General features: G+C 41.6%; 15 protein-coding genes and 1 tRNA gene. 2 read left to right on the top strand and 14 right to left on the bottom strand.

Translation table 11 applies throughout. The annotated features are described in order from the left end of the window. Position 1 precedes the first annotated feature (1 nt). Positions 2-583, top strand: coding sequence for a DUF3109 family protein (locus C511_RS0101600; protein ID WP_024995394.1), 582 nt, complete (start codon positions 2-4; stop codon positions 581-583). A gap of 102 nt (positions 584-685) precedes the next feature. On the opposite strand, the gene gyrB is transcribed toward C511_RS0101600, so the two are convergent. From gyrB to C511_RS0101615, 3 genes are all read right to left on the bottom strand, one after another. After that, positions 686-2,644 carry a DNA topoisomerase (ATP-hydrolyzing) subunit B gene (gene gyrB / locus C511_RS0101605; RefSeq protein ID WP_024995393.1) on the bottom strand — a complete coding sequence of 653 codons (1,959 nt, stop codon included), beginning with the start codon at positions 2,642-2,644 and terminating at the stop codon, positions 686-688. Between the two features lie 200 nt (positions 2,645-2,844). Beyond that, positions 2,845-3,099 (bottom strand): 30S ribosomal protein S20, encoded by a 255-nt coding sequence (gene rpsT, locus C511_RS0101610; protein ID WP_024995392.1) that lies wholly within the window; start codon positions 3,097-3,099, stop codon positions 2,845-2,847. 40 nt (positions 3,100-3,139) lie between these two features. Continuing rightward, a tRNA-Glu gene (locus C511_RS0101615) sits at positions 3,140-3,211 on the bottom strand. A 285-nt stretch (positions 3,212-3,496) separates the two neighbouring features. Between C511_RS0101615 and recO the strand changes: the two genes are divergently transcribed. Then, positions 3,497-4,225 carry a DNA repair protein RecO gene (gene recO, locus C511_RS0101620; protein ID WP_024995391.1) on the top strand — a complete coding sequence of 243 codons (729 nt, stop codon included), beginning with the start codon at positions 3,497-3,499 and terminating at the stop codon, positions 4,223-4,225. A gap of 291 nt (positions 4,226-4,516) precedes the next feature. Here the strand turns inward: recO and C511_RS0101625 are convergent, their stop codons facing one another. From C511_RS0101625 to C511_RS0101675, 11 genes are read right to left on the bottom strand one after another with little or no spacing between them, the layout of a single operon-like run. Then, on the bottom strand, positions 4,517-4,966 hold the full coding sequence (locus C511_RS0101625) for a GatB/YqeY domain-containing protein (protein ID WP_024995390.1): 450 nt from the start codon (positions 4,964-4,966) through the stop codon (positions 4,517-4,519). Between the two features lie 30 nt (positions 4,967-4,996). After that, positions 4,997-6,307, bottom strand: a complete 1,311-nt coding sequence (ftsZ, locus tag C511_RS0101630) for a cell division protein FtsZ (RefSeq protein ID WP_027317692.1) — start codon at positions 6,305-6,307, stop codon at positions 4,997-4,999. A gap of 19 nt (positions 6,308-6,326) precedes the next feature. Further along, positions 6,327-7,760: a cell division protein FtsA gene (gene ftsA / locus C511_RS0101635; protein ID WP_024995389.1), complete on the bottom strand. Its 1,434-nt coding sequence runs from the start codon at positions 7,758-7,760 to the stop codon at positions 6,327-6,329. 39 nt (positions 7,761-7,799) lie between these two features. Continuing rightward, positions 7,800-8,570 (bottom strand): cell division protein FtsQ/DivIB, encoded by a 771-nt coding sequence (locus tag C511_RS0101640; protein WP_024995388.1) that lies wholly within the window; start codon positions 8,568-8,570, stop codon positions 7,800-7,802. Beyond that, a complete protein-coding gene (gene murC / locus C511_RS0101645) occupies positions 8,567-9,943 on the bottom strand; it encodes a UDP-N-acetylmuramate--L-alanine ligase (RefSeq protein WP_027317693.1) in 1,377 nt (458 codons plus the stop codon). The genes C511_RS0101640 and murC overlap by 4 nt, the downstream gene beginning before the upstream one ends. 2 nt (positions 9,944-9,945) lie before the next feature. Beyond that, positions 9,946-11,064 (bottom strand): undecaprenyldiphospho-muramoylpentapeptide beta-N-acetylglucosaminyltransferase, encoded by a 1,119-nt coding sequence (gene murG, locus C511_RS0101650; protein WP_024995387.1) that lies wholly within the window; start codon positions 11,062-11,064, stop codon positions 9,946-9,948. A 14-nt stretch (positions 11,065-11,078) separates the two neighbouring features. Beyond that, the gene (locus C511_RS0101655) at positions 11,079-12,356 is read right to left on the bottom strand and encodes an FtsW/RodA/SpoVE family cell cycle protein (protein WP_024995386.1); all 1,278 of its coding nucleotides are present in this window, start codon (positions 12,354-12,356) and stop codon (positions 11,079-11,081) included. A gap of 27 nt (positions 12,357-12,383) precedes the next feature. Continuing rightward, a complete protein-coding gene (gene murD / locus C511_RS0101660) occupies positions 12,384-13,715 on the bottom strand; it encodes a UDP-N-acetylmuramoyl-L-alanine--D-glutamate ligase (protein ID WP_024995385.1) in 1,332 nt (443 codons plus the stop codon). An 11-nt stretch (positions 13,716-13,726) separates the two neighbouring features. Continuing rightward, a complete protein-coding gene (locus tag C511_RS0101665) occupies positions 13,727-14,995 on the bottom strand; it encodes a phospho-N-acetylmuramoyl-pentapeptide-transferase (protein ID WP_024995384.1) in 1,269 nt (422 codons plus the stop codon). 36 nt (positions 14,996-15,031) lie between these two features. Next, positions 15,032-16,486, bottom strand: a complete 1,455-nt coding sequence (locus C511_RS0101670) for a UDP-N-acetylmuramoyl-L-alanyl-D-glutamate--2,6-diaminopimelate ligase (RefSeq protein WP_024995383.1) — start codon at positions 16,484-16,486, stop codon at positions 15,032-15,034. Positions 16,487-16,505: 19 nt separating this feature from the next. Further along, a complete protein-coding gene (locus tag C511_RS0101675) occupies positions 16,506-18,626 on the bottom strand; it encodes a penicillin-binding protein (RefSeq protein ID WP_024995382.1) in 2,121 nt (706 codons plus the stop codon). Positions 18,627-18,628 lie beyond the last annotated feature (2 nt).

Below are 18,628 nucleotides of genomic sequence, written 5' to 3' on the forward strand. Positions count from 1 at the left end.
TATGGTACAAATTGATGATGTAGTTGTTTCGCTCGATGTTTTTCGGGAGAAATTTATTTGTAATCTGGATGCTTGCAAAGGACAATGTTGCATTGAGGGCGATGCCGGTGCGCCTCTGGAAGAGGAGGAGGTGGCTGAATTGGAGAAGGTTCTTCCGGTTATTTGGGATCAACTTTCACCACAGGCTCGCGAGATTATAGACAGGCAAGGAGTGTGTTACACGGATCAGGATGGTGACTTGGTAACATCAATCGTCAATGGTAAGGATTGTGTGTTTACTTGTTATGACGAGAAAGGTTGTTGTTATTGCGCCATAGAGAAGGCTTACCGCGATGGGAAAGTTGATTTCTACAAACCGGTTTCGTGTCATTTATATCCCATTCGTGTGGGTAACTATGGTCCTTATAAAGCCGTTAATTACCATCGTTGGGATGTTTGCAAAGCTGCTGTGATTCTGGGTCAGAAAGAGAATGTTCCGGTTTACAAGTTCCTGAAAGAACCTTTAATACGTAAGTTTGGTGAAGCATGGTACAACGAAATGGAGTCTGTAGCCGAAGAATTACGCAAAAGTAATCACATTTAATGTGTGAATAGTTTGTTCTAGTGTAAGAACAAGAAAAGCGCCGGATTGAAAGAATTTCTTTCGTCCGGCGCTTTTCGTTATGAGGTTGACTGTGATTGTGCCTTATGCGTCAATATTGGCATAAGTTGCATTCTCTTCAATGAATTCCCTTCTGGGGCCTACGTCTTCACCCATCAACATGGAGAAAATATAATCTGCTTCAGCAGCATTTTCAATATTCACCTGCTTCAGCATACGGTTTTCAGGATCCATGGTTGTTTCCCAAAGCTGTTGTGCGTTCATCTCTCCCAAACCTTTGTATCGCTGAGTGTGCACGGCTTTTTCTTCTCCTGCACCGTAAAGCTCAATGAATTTCTGACGTTGTGCGTCGGTCCAGCAGTACTCTTCTGTTTTTCCTTTCTTGCAAAGGTAGAGCGGGGGAGTAGCGATGTACAGGTAACCGTTCTGAATGATTTCGGGCATATAACGGAAGAAGAAAGTCATGATCAATGTGTCGATGTGAGAACCATCGACGTCGGCATCGGTCATGATGATGATCTTTTTGTATCTCAACTTCTCGATGTTAGCCGCTTTACTGTCTTCTTCGGTTCCGATAGTAACGCCCAACGCGGTGTATATATTACGTATTTCTTCGCTTTCGAGTGCCTTGTGGTACATGGCTTTCTCCACATTCAAAATCTTACCACGTAGTGGAAGAATGGCTTGGAACATACGGTTACGTCCTTGCTTGGCAGTTCCACCTGCCGAGTCACCCTCGACAAGGAATAATTCGCAACGATCAGCATCACGGTCCGAGCAGTCGGCTAGTTTACCGGGCAATCCGCCACCAGACATCGGCGATTTGCGTTGCACCATTTCACGTGCTTTTCGTGCTGCGTGACGTGCTGTTGCAGCCAAAATTACTTTGTCTACAATCATTTTGGCTTCTTTCGGATGCTCCTCTAAGTAATAAGTCAACGCTTCGCCTACAGCTTGGTCAACGGCTCCCATTACCTCATTGTTACCCAATTTAGTTTTGGTTTGTCCTTCGAACTGAGGTTCTGCTACTTTGATGGATATAACAGCTGTTAACCCCTCGCGGAAGTCGTCTCCGGCAATCTCTATCTTCACTTTCTCAAGCATTTTGGAGTCTTCAGCGTACTTCTTCAGTGTACGAGTCAGTGCACGGCGGAATCCGGCCAAGTGCGTACCTCCTTCAATGGTATTGATGTTGTTTACGTAAGAGTGTATGTTTTCTGAAAATGAAGTGTTATACATGATAGCCACTTCAATGGGGATACCTTGTTTTTCGGTATTCAGGTAGATTACATCATTAATCAGATGCTCACGCGATGAATCAATGAAACGAACAAACTCTTTCAGACCGTTTTCTGAGAAGAATTTTTCGCTCTTAACCTTACCCTCTTCGTTGACAACCCTGCGGTCGGTCAGTACAATGGTGATACCTGCATTAAGGTAGGCAAGCTCGCGCATGCGGGTTGCCAATATTTCATATTTGTAAACTGTTTCAGTGAATATGGAAGCGTCAGGCAAGAAAGTTTGACGAGTTCCATTGCCGGTTGCCGGACCTACTTCTTTAACGCTGTAGAGGGGTTTTCCGCATTCATACTCTTGTTGGTAGAGTATTCCGTCTCTTTCTACCTGTGTGGTCATGTGAGTAGAAAGTGCATTTACGCACGAAACACCTACACCATGCAAACCGCCCGAGACTTTGTAAGAACCTTTGTTGAACTTACCACCGGCGTGAAGTATAGTCATTGCCACTTCCAAAGCCGATTTCTGTTCCTTCTTATGGTAGTCAACCGGAATTCCACGTCCGTTGTCCTGAACCGTAATTGAATTATCTTCGTTGATTGTCACATCGATGCGGTCGCAATAGCCTGCCAGTGCTTCGTCAATAGAGTTATCTACGACTTCATATACCAAGTGGTGCAATCCTTTCAAGCCAGTGTCGCCAATATACATCGCAGGGCGTTTTCTTACAGCTTCAAGCCCTTCAAGTACCTGGATACTATCGGCAGAATACGCGCCGTTATTGGTAGCAATTTGTTCTTCAGTCATAATATGTTTTCTAATTGTAATAACAGAGCAAATATAGTGAAAAGATATCAGTTGGGGAAGTATTATGTAGTGAAAAATATAGAATTTAAGATAAAGTTGGACGATTTAGTTTTATGGTGTGTGTGATGACTAAAAACAGATAAGGCCGAACTAAAAAGTTCGGCCTGTATATTGTCTATACAAGTAGATTGCTACCTAGATTAAGCGAGCTTATTGATGTGAAGAGCTAGCTTAGACTTCAGGTTGCTTGCCTTGTTCTTGTGTATAACATTAGTTTTAGCTAATTTATCAATAACCTTAGCTACACTAGGGAACATTGCAACAGCTGCTGCCTTCTCAGTAGTCGAGCGAAGTTTTCTAACAGCGTTTCTCATGGTCTTGCCATAATATCTGTTATGAAGTCTTCTTTTCTCTTCTTGTCTTATTCTCTTGATTGATGATTTATGATTTGCCATTTCGACTAATCTTTTTAAATTCGTTATATTTCTTTAATTGTAGCCCATAGGGGAGTCGAACCCCTCTTTCAAGAATGAAAATCTTGCGTCCTAACCGATAGACGAATGGGCCATCGTAGAAGCATTTCTGCTTGCCTGTCAGGCTTTGTTCCCGATTGCGGATGCAAATGTAGGGACTATTTTTGAATTGGCAAAATGTTTATTCTATGAAGTTTTAAAATAGTTTTCATTTTTAAGTGTATATTCGTGCCTTATATGCTGATAATAAGCCTTTTTAATGTGATGATTTTTTTCTTCTTATTTACCAATATTTTTTTGATTTAATTTTTGTGCTTGTCTTTCAGGTTCTAATTTTGTAGTTTTGCTATGCTTCTGCGCTTAATATAATGTGGTTTTTATGTTGCAAAAAACAGTAGGAATAGTACTTCATGTGCTGAAATACAATGATTCTTCGAACATTGTTGATATGTATACCGAGCATTCGGGCAGGACTTCGTACCTGGTCACTGTTCCTCGTTCGCGCAAGAATGCGTTGAAATCAGTGTTGTTTCAGCCGTTGGCTATGATTGAGTTTGACTCTGACTGGAGACCGGGTAGTTCCTTGCATCGCATCAAGGAGGCTCGTTCTTACCTTCCTTATACAACGATTCCTTATGATCCATATAAATCGGCCATTGCTTTGTTTTTAGCCGAATTTCTCTATCGTGGTGTGCGTGAGGAAACTGAAAATGAGTCGCTTTTTGCTTATTTAAAGCATTCTATCACTTGGCTTGATGAATGCCAGTCTGATTTTGCGAACTTTCATCTTGTTTTTCTGATGCGCTTTTCACGCTTTATAGGGTTGTATCCCAATCTTGATGACTATGCGGAAGGTGATTATTTTGATTTGTTGAATGCTTGTTTTGTTGCAACTAAACCATCGCATCATGTATTTTATGTAGGACCCGATGAGGCTGCCCGAATTAAGCAATTGATGCGTATGAATTATGAAACGATGCATCTTTTTAGTATGAATAGAGTGGAGAGAATGAGGTGTCTGGTTATCTTAAATGAGTATTACCGGCTTCATATACCCGAGTTCCCGGTGCTAAAGTCGTTGTCGGTCTTGCAAGAGCTTTTCGGTTAAGAAAGATTTGCTCGTGGCCATTTTTCTTGTAGACCCGGGTGTACACATGTTATACATCCGGGTCTGCAGATTGCCTAAACCCAGGTGTACAAGGTGTGTACATCCGGGTGGTGACTAGAATTGTTCACCTGCAAAAAAGTTGGTGATACTTGGTGATACTTGGTGAGGCTTTTTTTCAGGAAAGTATCACCCATAATAAACTGGTTATCAGTTAGTTGATGAGTTGGTGATACTTGGTGATACTTTTTTCATGCATTTTATGTAGCGTTACTTCACCTGCACCGGGTGTCTTTATCCGAGCAACTCTTTTACTTTGGCCGAAATGGCGCGTCCTTCTGCAATTCCTGCCAACTTTTTAGAAGCTACTCCCATTACTTTGCCCATGTCTTTGGCATCTGTAGCGCCTACTTCTGCAATAATCTCTTTTAAAGCCGCTTCGAGTTCTTCTACACTGAGTTGTTTGGGAAGGTATGACTCGATTACTTTCACTTGAGCAAGCTCTGCATCGGCTAAATCCTGGCGGTTTTGTTGCAGGTAGATGTCGGCAGAGTCTTTTCCTTGTTTAGCAAGCTTCTGCAGTATTTTAAGTGCATCGGCATCGGCTAGCGTATCGTTGGCTCCCGGAGCTGTTTTGGCTTCAATAAAGAATTTCTTTACGTTTCTCAAAGTTTCGAGGGCAACCTTGTCTTTTGCCTTCATTGCGTTTTTAATGTCTTCGCTGACTTTATCAAATAGATCCATTATATAATGAAATTATTAGTTTGTTACTAATTAGAATGTGATAACTCCACTTTCTTCTGTTGTTTCTTGAATTTGTTGCTCTTCGTCGGCTATGGCCTTATTCTTGATTTTGCTCAGGGTTGTCTTGTCTCTGAGGTACGTTGGTGATTCTTCAACAATCGAGATGATATCGTCATTGTCAAGATCTTCTGCGCTGAACAGATAAATGTGTCTGCGCTTGCGAAAGTTCTTGCTTCCGATGCTGTTGGCACTTTCTCCGTAAGCTTTGCGAATACGCTCTTTATTCTTTTCCTTTTCTTCTTCCAGCAACATCTGACGCTCTTCTTCTTCTTGGCTGCGTTTCTGAAGCACACTGTCCATACCGGGAACATCTTCCATGCCGAATCCGGTAGCAAGTACAGTGATTTTCACTTTCATATCGAGCGAATTATCCATTGCAACACCCCAAATCACTTCCACGCCTTCACGGAACTTGCTCATGAACTCGTGTATTTCGTTCATTTCTTCCATCATCAATTCTGACTTATCACAGAATGAGACGTTGAGCATTACCTTCTTGGCGTTGAATATATCGTTGTTGTTGAGCAACGGTGAATGCAGGGCGTCATCAATGGCTTTGGTCACACGGCTTTCGCCTTCGCCGAAGCCTGTACTCATGATGGCTACGCCACCATCTTTCAAGATGGTTTTCACGTCGGCAAAGTCGAGGTTCACGGTTCCTCTCATGGTGATAATCTCTGCAATACTTTTGGCGGCAATGGAGAGTGTATCATCGGCTTTTCCGAAAGCATTCATGAAGGTCAGATCAGAATAAATTTCGCGCAGGCGTTCGTTATTGATGACCAGCAAGGCATCAACGTGCTGTGCAATGCGTTCAACACCGTCCAGCGCCTGAATAATTTTCTTTTCTCCTTCGAAAATGAAAGGAATGGTTACAATACCTACGGTTAGTATATCCATTTCTTTAGCAATGCGGGCAATAACCGGAGCAGCACCTGTACCTGTTCCGCCACCCATACCGGCGGTTATGAACACCATTTTGGTTCCGTCGTTCAGCAAATCTTTAATTTCTTCAATGCTTTCTTCGGCGGCGTCTTTTGCCCTGTCGGGGCGGTTACCTGCACCGAGTCCTTCGGTTATGGAACGTCCCAGTTGTAACTTAACGGGAACGGGAGATTCGGCCAGGGCCTGATTGTCGGTATTGCAAAGTACGAAAGTCACATCGTGAATACCTTCTTTGAACATGTGATTAACAGCGTTACCGCCGCCACCTCCAACTCCTATTACTTTGATAATCTTTGGTGAATCGGTTGGGAAATCAAATTGTACTATCTCGTCCATATCTTGCTATCGTTACAGGTTATTTCATATCGTCATCAGAGAATATCTCATTAGAAATCTTGTCGAACGTGCTCTTAAACCAACCTGGTCTATTTGCTTTTTCGGCTTCTTTTCTTTTTTTCTCTTCTATCTTTCTTAGTCTTTCTTCTTCTTTCTTCCGCTTTTCTTCCTCATCTCTCAACTTTTTAGCAGCCTTGGCTTCTTCTTCTTGTTGTTTGAGGAACTCGTCTTCTTCGAAAATTTCTTTCTGTGCTACGGTTGACGCAGGAGCGGCTTCTGTATAAGATTTCTGAATGACTGGCTTTTCTTCCAGACAACAATTTTCCTCTCCGGCAAAGAGGATACCTAAAATGGTGTTTTGTGTTCCGTCTTTTTTCAGGAGCTCTGTGGAAGCATGAACAGCATGGCGCACAAACCGTGCTACCTTTACTTTCTCTGCTTTACTTTTTCTTTTGATCAGCTCGTCCATGTTTTTGAGATTGGATCCGCCCCCTGTGATAATGATACCTGCGTTGAGCTTGTCGTCAAATCCGGAAAGCTGTATCTGGTTCCACACGTTGGCTGCAATCTCTTCAGCTCTTGCTTCAATGATATTATTGAGCGTTTGCAATTCGAAACTGCGACTTCCATCTTCTGTTTGGCATTCAACGGGCTCTTCCTCTTCTTCAAAGAGAGCATTCCCAAATTGCTTCTTTAGTTTCTCGGCATCTTCCTCTTCTATTTGCAAAGTTGTAACGTCTCGTGTAATAGCGTTGCCTCCTAATGGAAGTACGGTAAGGAATCTCAGGATGTTATTTTTGTAGATAGAGATGGTCGTTGTGTCGGCGCCGAAGTCGACTAATGCGCAGCCTGCTCTTTTTTCTCCTTCAGTCAGAACCACTTCGGCCATAACAAGTGGGGAAATAAATAAATCGGCTATGTTAATTTTAGCTTGCTCGAAACTCCTTTCAAGGTTTTTCTTTACAATGGAGCGAGCCACAATATTCAAAAATCTTCCTTCAATGTGACTAGATGCAACTCCCACAGGATCTGCCTGCAGGTTATTACCTATTTTATACTCTTGTGGTGCCACATCAAGAATATCCATGTCGATAAGCGGAATTGCCAGATTCTCGTCGCAGATGGAGTCAATCAGCTCTTGGGAAATGATTGTATCTTCTTTCAAGTCGCGGCCCACCAGATTTCTCACTGTGCGTAATGACTGTCCTCCCATGCCGACATATACTTTGCCTATCTCGTTACCAAGAGAGCCTTCCAGCGTATTGATAATTGATGTAAGCGCTTGCGCTGTTTTATCCAGATTATAAATGGTTCCTTTACGGATGAATGAACCCGATTGTTCTTCAGCGTATGCCAGAACTTCTATGCTCCCGTCACCCGCTTTGCGGCCTGCCATTCCGGCAATCTTTGACGAACCGATCTCGATAGCGGCTATAAAATCTGTTGTTGACACCATATCTATTTTTCTATTTAGACTATTAACCAAATGTTTCTATAACTTTACTTGTGGCCGGGCGGTATCCGTACTGTCTCGTTTGGTACATATTATCTGGTTATTGAACTCCAGATTGATACGAGAATATTTGTTCCACCCTACCTGATTCAATGCTTTCTCGTAAAATAATCTGAGACGAGAAAGTTTTTCCTCAAAGTTATCTATTTTTCCCAAATATACAATATGATTACCCACTCTTGGAACTAATTCTATTTCTTTTCCGGGTAATACGTTAATTTGCTCTACCTGAGCATTCCAGAAATCATTTTGCTGCAAAAATACACCAAACTTATGTAAATACCTCGTTGCGAAAGATTTTTCTACTTCTCCGGTTACAATAGCCAGATGCGCAACACATTTTGACTCGGGCGGCATGATATTGCCTTTGTTGTCAATGTAGTAATTTTCGCCATTGTTGCTCATTATTCTTAATACCGGTACACGTTGAGTAATTTCTATGCAGAGTTTGTTGCTGGGAGTTTTATAGCATTCGGCACGGTCAATGAGAGGATGCTTATTCAACTCTCTCTCCAGAGATTTGGTGTGTATACGATCCATCTTCTTGCCTACCGGATAGATGCCTTTTCGATGCATTAACGTAGCTATTTCTTGTCTGGTTATAAATCCGGCATTCACAGAATCTTTGATCGCTAATTCCATGTCACTGCATATCCTGTCTGCCGGTCTTTTGTTAAAGGCGGTTACGGCTACTACCAGATAGGCTATCAGTAGTAGCATGATAAGTGACAGAAGAATTCTTTTAATCATCGGGCTGCAAGTATTTTTTCAATAGCGGGTACGTAATTATCAATATCGCCTGCTCCAAGGGTAATCAAAACTTCAATGTGCTTGTTTTTCACAACATCGAGAATCTCTTCTTTCTTGCACAATGTTTTTTCAATCCCCGGACGGAGATGGTTGTATATCAATTCGCTGTCCACTCCGGGTATGGGAAGTTCCCTGGCCGGGTAGATGTCGAGCAGAATCACTTCATCGAGCAAAGACAAGCTGTCGGCAAATTCTTTATAGAAGTCACGCGTGCGGCTATACAAGTGCGGCTGAAAAATAGCTGTAATCTTTCTGTCGGCATAAAGTTCGCGAATAGACATCACGCTTTGCTTGATTTCGGACGGATGGTGTGCATAGTCACTCAGGAAGACAACCTTTTCATTCTTTAGTTTGAAGTCGAATCTTCGATCAACTCCCCGGAAACTTTCCATTCCTCTTTTAATCTCTTCGGGAGTTACTCCGTTAAGATATGCCAATGCCATGGCGGCTACTCCGTTTTCAATGTTAATGCTTACGGGCACGCCTAGTTTGATATCTTTAATCGTGCAATAGGGTGCAACAAAATCAATTTGAATCTCACCATTGCCTATGCGGATGTTTTCGGCATGGAAATCGCCTTCTTCTTTTGAATAAGTGTATACCTTTACGCCTACTTGTACCTGGGGTTTCAAACTAATTCCTTTTCGCATAATAAGGCATCCGCCGGGTTGTATCAATGTAGTGTACTTCTCAAAACTTTGCAAATAAGCCTCTTCCGTTCCGTAAATGTCGAGATGGTCGGGGTCTGTAGAGGTGATAACCGACATGTAGGGTGAAAGCCAATGGAAGGAGCGATCGAATTCATCCGCTTCAATGACTGTGTAAGGACTATCTTTTGACAACAAAAGATTGGTGCCGTAGTTTTTTGAAATACCTCCCAGAAAAGCGGTGCATCCTACATGCGACTGATGCAGCAGGTGGGCTGTCATGGTTGAGGTCGTTGTTTTACCATGTGTACCCGCTACGCAAAGCCCTTTGCTTGCATGGGTGATTGTACCCAACACTTGTGCCCGCTTCTGAATGGTGTAACCGTTTTCCTTGAAATAACACAACTCAGCATGCTCGTTGGGAACAGCAGGAGTGAGAACAACCAAAGTAGCCTCTTTGTCGAGGCACATGGGTGGAATTAAATCAATGTTTTCTTCGTAGTGTATGGCGGCTCCTTCGGCTATGAGTTGCTCGGTAAGTTCGCTGGGAGTGCGGTCGTATCCGGCTACGAATTTGCCTATGGATAAGAAGTAGCGAACCAAGGCACTCATACCAATGCCACCTGCACCTACAAAATATACTGATTTGATATCTGCTAAATTCATCTTTATCTTTGTTTGTTAGTGGCTAGCTGCCATACTTCATGTGCAATGATGTTTGCCGAGTCGGGTAAAGCTAGTTTGCTAATGTTATCACTTAATTCTTTTAATAATTTTTCGTCTGTCACCGTTTGCAGTGCTTTGTCAATCAGTTCGGCGTTAGCGCTGGCGTCTTTTACATAAATTGCTGCAAGTTTGTTGACCAGAGCCATTGCATTCTTTGTTTGGTGATCTTCTGCTACGTTAGGTGAGGGTACCAGAATAACCGGTTTGCCCAGCAGGCAAAATTCAGAAATGGATCCGGCACCGGCTCTGGAGATAACAAGATCGGCTGCGGCATAAGCACTTGCCATGTCTTTGATGAAATCGGTGACATGTAAGTTCTCACTTTCACCAGCTTCTTCAACAGCTTTGCGTGCCTGGTCGATGTAAATCTTTCCTGTTTGCCAGATAAATTGTACCTCAGACGTTTTGATTTTGTCGAGGTTTCCCATAACGCATTGGTTGATGGTACGGGCACCCAGACTTCCTCCTAAAATAAGAATCGTTTTCTTACGACTGTCGAGTCCGAATGAAGCCAGAGCATCTTCTTTGCTTACCTTATTGTTGAGAAGGGCTTGGCGTACAGGATTGCCTGTCATGATGATCTTTTTCGAAGGAAAAAACTTGTCCATCCCATCATAAGCAACACATATTTTGTGTGCTTTCTTGGCAAGAAGTTTATTGGTTACTCCCGCATACGAATTCTGTTCCTGAATCAGGGTGGGAACTCCCATCATGCCTGCTGCTTTTAACGTAGGACCGCTTGCATAACCCCCTACACCTACTGCCACGTCAGGTTTAAATTCTTTGATTATAGCTCTGGCTTTCCATTGACTTTTAGCTAGTTTTATCAGTACAGAGATATTCTTCAGTAAATGTTTTCTGTCGAAACCTGCCACTGGTAATCCGATAATTTTGTAACCAGCTTCCGGAACACGTTGCATTTCCATTCGGCCTTCAGCACCCACAAAAAGAATTTCAGCGTTGGGGTGTTGTTCCTTAACCGCATTTGCAATGGATACAGCCGGAAAAATATGTCCGCCGGTTCCTCCTCCGCTTATAATTACTTTGATTTTCTTTTCCATTTGCATTCTTATTGTTATTCTTCAAATTCAGCGTCACTGTTCAACATTTGAGAGGTGGGCTCGGCCGCTTCTTCATCGGGTGCTACAATTTCCATCTGAATTTGATTATTCTTCTCTTTTTCTTCATCCAGTTTTGCGGTGTAACGGCTTACACTCAATATCATGCCAATGTAGGCGCAATTAATCAAGGTACTGGTTCCTCCTTTACTAATAAGCGGTAGGGGTTGTCCGGTAACGGGGAATAATCCTACGGCAACCATCATATTGAGCAAGGCCTGAGATACCAGCATCAAGGCAATGCCCATGACCAGAAAAGCCGGAAACGTTCGTTCGCACTTCTTTGCAATACGTCCGGCTCGGATGAGTAGCCAAATATAGAGCATAGTTACGAAGCCTCCTCCCAGCAAGCCTAATTCTTCTACGATAATAGCATATATGAAATCGGAGAAAGCCTGACTCAGGAAGTCACGCTGAACTGAATTTCCGGGTGCTTTACCAACTACGTTGCTGGTGGCGATGGCTATGCGGGCATGTGCTATTTGTGCGTCTTTGTCAATATCAAATTTGGCAGCCGGGACTTCTTCTTTACTTGTGAAATTGGTGATGCGACTTTTCCATGTACTGAGACGATGTAAAAAAGGTAACTCGCTATTCTCGGGTACAACAAATACCACTGCTACCATCAAGCCGGCACCTAAAGCCAATATACCAATCAATGAAAGTAGTTTTTTCATGGCTACCCGACCGATAAACATCATTAAAAAAACAACGCCAAACAACAACATGGCTGTCGACAGGTTCTCGGGTGCGATGAGAATACAAATAGCCCCTGTGATATACATGATGTACTTAAAAGCTTTCGGATTAGCTCCTTCGTCATCTTGTTTCTTTGATAGAATAAATGATACGGCAATAATCACAGCCATTTTGGCCAGTTCTGATGGTTGGAACTGAACTCCAAAGAAGGTCATCCAACGGGCAGCTCCATTTACACGGTCACCGGTCAGTACGCCCATTAAGGTAACCAATGCCAGTAAAACCAATGACAAAGGAATCAAGAACACAGGAAAAACCTGAAACCATTTATAAGGAATGTTGTGCATGAATACCACCACTACTACACCTACCATCAATATGACTGAGTGTTGCGTAATAGGTCCCCAGTGATCTCCGCTTTTATACGTAAGGGTACTGGCAGCACTAAACACTTCAATGATGGAAATAAGGCATAGACAGAGGAAAATAATCCAGATGACCTTGTCTCCTTTAAATATGTTTTTAACTAAATCCATTCATTCATCGGTTTACAAATTGCTAATTTATAATTCTAAAACGCATTTTTTAAACTGTTCTCCTCTGTCTTCGTAACTTTTGAAGAGGTCGAAACTGGCACAACAAGGTGACAAGAGCACGGTTTCTCCTTTCTGTGCCATTTTGTAGGCTGCGTCTACTGCATCTTTCATGCTTTGTACGTCTGCTACGGGCAGGCCGAATCGATCAAAGAAAGTGTGTAGTTTTTCGTTGTGCAATCCCAAATATACTAAACCACTACATTTCTCTTTAACCAGATCTTCTATTTCAGTATAATCATTTCCTTTATCTTTTCCGCCTAATATAAGTATGGTTTTTGTAGGCATACTTTGCAAGGCATACCAACATGAATTTACATTGGTCGCTTTAGAATCATTGATAAAATCTATGCCTCTTACGCGTGCTACTTTCTCAAGTCTGTGTTCTACACCCTTGAAATCAGACAGTGCTTTGCGAATATCATCTTTGGTTATTCCGGCTAAATTAGCCGAGATTCCTGCGGCAAGGGAGTTGTATAGGTTGTGCGTGCCGGTCAACGCTAATTTCTCTTGCTCCATGTTAAAAGCGATAGGTTTGTTGATAACCACTTCATGCTGTTCAACATAGGCAACGGCTCCTTCTTCTTTAATTGCTGAAAAAGGATAAAGCTGGGCTTTGATGCCATGTTTGCTCAGTTCTTGTTTAATGATAGGATCATCATTCCAGAAGATGAAGGCATCGTCTTGCGTTTGATTTTGAGCTATCCGAAACTTAGCGTTAATATAGTTTTGCATGTTGTGATCATAACGATCCAGGTGGTCGGGCGTTATGTTCATCAATACGGCAATGTTTGCACGGAAGTTGTACATGTCATCCAATTGGAAACTACTCAACTCAATAATATAGTAGTCGTGTTGTTCGGTTGCAACTTGCAAAGCTAAACTTTTTCCGATGTTACCGGCCAGGCCAACATTCAATCCCGCACTTTTAAAGATGTGATATATCAAGCTAGTAGTAGTGGTCTTGCCGTTACTGCCGGTGATACATATCATCTTGGCATTGGTATATCTGCCAGCAAACTCTATTTCCGAAATAATAGAGGTGCCCTGTGCTTTTAACTTTTGGATTATGGGAGCTTCATTGGGTATACCCGGGCTTTTAATGATTTCGTCAGCGTTCAGAATCAACTCTTCCGTATGCTTGCCTTCTTCCCAAGAAATATCATGCTTTTTGAGTAAATTCTTATACTTCTCTGATATATTCGACATGTCGGATACAAAGGTGTCGAACCCTTTTACCTTGGCCAATACTGCTGCACCGGCTCCGCTCTCGCCCGCTCCTAATACTACAATCCTTTTCATATTATTTATTCTTATCTAATCTTTAAAGTTATAATAGTGATTGCCGCCAAAACAATTGTTACAATCCAGAATCTTACTGTAATTTTGGATTCATGATACACATTGCTTGGCTTGGTGAACATGTACGTGCAATTAGGATCAAGCTGGGATAGGGTAGTCCTGAAATGATCATGTATGGGCGTACGTTTAAATATTCGTTGTCTTATTCCTTTTCTTTTTCCTATTTTGAAGAAGTTGACCTGTAGAATAACAGATAAGTTTTCTACCAGAAAAACTCCACATAAAATGGGAATGAGTAATTCCTTATGTATGATGATGGCAAATACGGCAATGATACCACCTATGGTAAGACTGCCGGTATCGCCCATGAATACTTGTGCCGGAAAGGCATTGTACCACAAGAAACCGATAAGGGCACCTATAAATGCACAGATGTATATTACCAGCTCTTCACTTCCCGGTATGTACATAATGTTGAGGTAGCTGGCATATTCAATGTGACTTGAAACGTATGCCAATATACCGAGCGTTAGTCCGATAATTGCAGAATTGCCTGCTGCCATTCCATCCATACCATCATTAAGATTGGCTCCGTTTGATACGGCTGTCACTACAAATATAGTGATGATCACAAATAAAATCCAGCCGGCTGCTTGTGCGTGTTCCCCCATAAAAGAAACCAAGTCGGCGTAATCAAGGTTGTTGCTCTTGAAAAAAGGAATAGTAGTTTGCGTGGACTTCATATTTTTTGTCGCGTGAACTACTTCTATCTGCTCTCCGTTTTTTTGTATTTCAATATTTTCTTTGATAACTACATGGGGGCTTAAATAAAGCGTTAGCCCTACAATTAATCCGAGACCTACCTGACCTATTATTTTAAACTTTCCGTGTAATCCTTCCTTGTCTTTTTTAAATATCTTTATGTAGTCATCGGCAAATCCTAAAGAACCTAACCACATGGTAGTGATCAGCATCAGAATCATATATATGTTGTGCAATTTGCCTAGCAACAAACAAGGAATCATGATTGCCACTATAATAATGACTCCACCCATACTGGGGACTCCGACTTTGTTTACACCAAATGGATCTATGCTGGCATCACGCTGAACTTCTGTAATTTGCTTCTTTTTGAGTAGATTGATGAACTTATTACCAAATATACTGGAGATGAGCAGTGCCAGAATGATTGCCATTAGCGAACGGAAAGAAATGTATCCGAACATTCCCGCACCCGGCAAATCATATTTGTCTAACCATTGGAATAAATAGTATAACATAAGCGCTCTATTTTAAATGGGTTGTTTTAAATCCTTTTATTCGTTATCAAATATATCTTTTAGAACTTCTTTATCATCAAAATGGTGCTTGACTCCTTTGATTTCCTGGTAGTTCTCGTGCCCTTTACCGGCAACTAAAATGACATCTCCCTTTTGCGCCAACATACATGCGGTGCGGATGGCTTCCTTACGGTCGACAATACTTAGGGTTTTCTTTTTATCATCTGCATCCAAACCGGCCATCATATCATTGATGATATCTTGAGGCTCTTCAAAACGAGGATTGTCAGATGTAATGATGACACGATTACTGTAGCGCACAGCTTCTTTGGCCATGATGGGGCGTTTACCTTTATCACGGTTTCCGCCGGCACCTACTACAGTGATAACATTACCTCTTCCGTCAAGTACGTCATGTATGGCATTCAATACATTAATCAGCGCATCGGGAGTGTGTGCATAGTCAACAATTGCGGTATATTCACGAGGTGATCTCATTGAGTCAAATCGTCCGGCTACAGGATGTAAAGTACTGAGTGCTACTAATACATCTTCTTCTTTTTTACCCAATAATACGGCGGCACCAAATACAGCTAAAAGATTAGACGCGTTGAAGCGTCCGATGAATTGCACGGCTAGTTCCTTGTTGTTGAAATCAAGCAGCATTCCTTCAAAGTGCGACTCAATGACTCTGCCTTTAAAATCACTGAGGCTTCTCAATGAATAGGTATGTACCTGCGATTTTGTATTTTGAGTCATAACCAGCCCATTCTTATCGTCAACATTGGTCAGACTAAATGCGTTTTTAGGCATGTCATCAAAGAATTTCTTTTTGGCTTTCAGGTAATTCTCAACTGTTTTGTGATAGTCGAGGTGATCGCGGGTGAGATTTGTGAAAATTCCTCCTGCAAAGGTGAGCCCACTGATACGCTTCTGATCTATAGAATGTGAACTGACTTCCATGAAAGCATATTTGCATCCTTCATCGGCCATGCGACCGAGTAACTTATTTAAAGTTATCGGGTCAGGGGTTGTGTGTTCTGTTGGTATTGCCTCGTCATCTATATAATTGCATACAGTTGATATAAGCCCTGTTTTATATCCGAAATATCGAAATGTATTATATAATAAGGTGGCAATAGTTGTTTTCCCATTTGTTCCAGTTACTCCTACCAACTTTAATTTTGAGGTAGGATCCCCAAAGAATCTGGTTGCAACCTTTCCTACAGCATCTTCACTGTCGGCAACCTGGATATAGGTTATTTTATCCGAAAGCGTTTCAGGAAGAACTTCACATAGAATAGCAACTGCCCCTTTCTCTATAGCAATTGAGATATACGCATGACCATCTGTTTGCGTACCTTTCATAGCCATAAACAAGTCTCCAGTTTCAACTTGTCGTGAATCAATATTCACTGCTTTGATTTCAGTTTCACAAGTTCCTATAACCTGTATTATCCGAATTGGCTTAATTAATTCTCCTAATTTCATATAGCTTTCTTATTTATTATCATTTTAATGTGAGGATGATTTTCTCGTTTTTTCGGACTAACGTACCTTGAGGTATGGATTGATTGACCACTTTACCTATACCATTGAGTTGTACCTTTAATCCTTTACTTTCCAATATAAAAACAGCATCCTTAGCTCCCATACCAATTACGCTGGGGATAAACCCTTTGAGTGTATGGTTGTTTTGTAATACAACCGATTTTGCCGTTGAATAGCTGTTCCCCCATATCTGTTTTCCGGTAGTGCTGAATTCTGTTTGAGCTTGTATCTTCAAGGCATCTAGTACACGCTTAGTCTCATTCATCTCGCCCGCTTTTACTTCAGGAATGATAATGCGATTGGTGTCAATTGCATTTTTCAGGTCAAGAGCCAAGTTTTTGGCGTATACCCTTTCTGCTATTTTCCCAAAGACACTACCAGCCATTAATCCTCCCGAAGCAGGAAGCCCAGGCTTTTGAATAGAAACAATGCAACTATATTTGGGCGCTTCTGAAGGGAAAAATCCGCAGAAACTGACGAGGTAATTCACTGTACCGCTTTTGTAACCGGCTACTCCTTGAGATATCTGTGCTGTACCTGTCTTTCCTGAAACATGAAATTGTTTGGATCCAGCGGGTTTTGCCAAACCTTCAGATACTACCCGTTGTAAGATTTCCCGTATTTGAGTTAAAGTGCGTGGTGAGCAGATAGAAGGGTTAATAACCTCTGTAGGATATTCTTTTATTATTTCTCCGTTTTTAGATATGGCCTTTACGAATTTAGGTCGTACCATGATACCGTTATTGGCAATAGCATTGTAAAACGTAAGAATGTTCATGGGAGGTACTTGCGTTTCATAACCAATACTCATCCATGGCAAGGTTGTTTTTGCGAAATACCTTTCTTTGGGACCTTTGATGTTTGGTTTCCCTTCTCCGGGAACTTGCAAATGCAGTGGCTCATTGATGCTCATCCTTTTTAAACCATCAACGAACTTCTGGGGATTCTTTCCATAATGTTTATCAATGAGATAGGACACTCCAATATTAGATGAAACCATTAAAATTTCAGGAACAGTAAGGTATTGATATCCTCCTCTTCTCCAATTATGGTCTTTCATATCTCTGCCATGCATTTTCATTACGCCATTGCCCGTATCTACTCCATCTTGAGGTGTAATCATTCCATCTTCTAGAGCTACCATAATTGAAGCTGTCTTGAATGTTGAGCCGGGTTCCATCATGTCGCTGATAGCATTGTTCCTGATTTCGCGGTAAATGCCGTCTTCACATTTTGTCATGTTTACGATCGCCTTTATCTCTCCTGTTGCTACTTCCATAAGTACGGCAACACCTACGCTGGCGTTAATCTCCTTAAGTTTGTCAACAAGAGCTTTTTCACATATATCTTGCATGCTTACATCTATGCTGGCAATCACATCACAACCGTCAACGGGTGGTATGTCAACTATATTCAGGTATTTGTTCATCACTTTCTGGCGATGAGTAACTCCATCTTTACCTCTTAAGATACTATCAAAAGACAGTTCAAGACCATTTTTTGCTCCTTTTGCAGTATCTGCATATAGATCTCCCAACGTTCTTGTAGCGAGCGATCCGAAAGGTTTTTTTCTTCTGTTATATGCTTGTTCGTGGAACCCTCCTTTGTATTTATTCAAATTAAATACAGGTAATTGTTTCACCTCTTTGTATTGAATGTAAGATATCCGTTTGGGATATAAAAGGTAATTCCGACTACCTCTTTTTCTACCATTTTTGATATGAGTTTTGAATTCAGAAGCACTTTTGTCGGGGAATATTTGGTGAAGTCCTTCACATATTTCATCTATGTGATTGATAAGCATTGTGTCTTTTGTTTCCCCACCTGCTTTGAAATCCATATAAATACGATATTCAGGTAAAGAGCTGGCCATTAGTCGTCCGTCAGATGATATAATGTTACCTCTGCTTGGCTTTACTGTTACATTTTCTTTTATAAAACGATCTGCAACGTCCTGCCAATATTGTCTTTCGGCGAACATGGTAATTCCTGCCTTGATGACAATAGATACTCCGACCATGCCCATTAGCAGGATCACGAAGAAATATCGGGTCATTATATTTTTCTTATTAACAGCCATAC

Origin of the sequence: Bacteroides graminisolvens DSM 19988 = JCM 15093 (genome assembly GCF_000428125.1) — a bacterium.
GTDB classification, from domain to species: domain Bacteria; phylum Bacteroidota; class Bacteroidia; order Bacteroidales; family Bacteroidaceae; genus Bacteroides; species Bacteroides graminisolvens.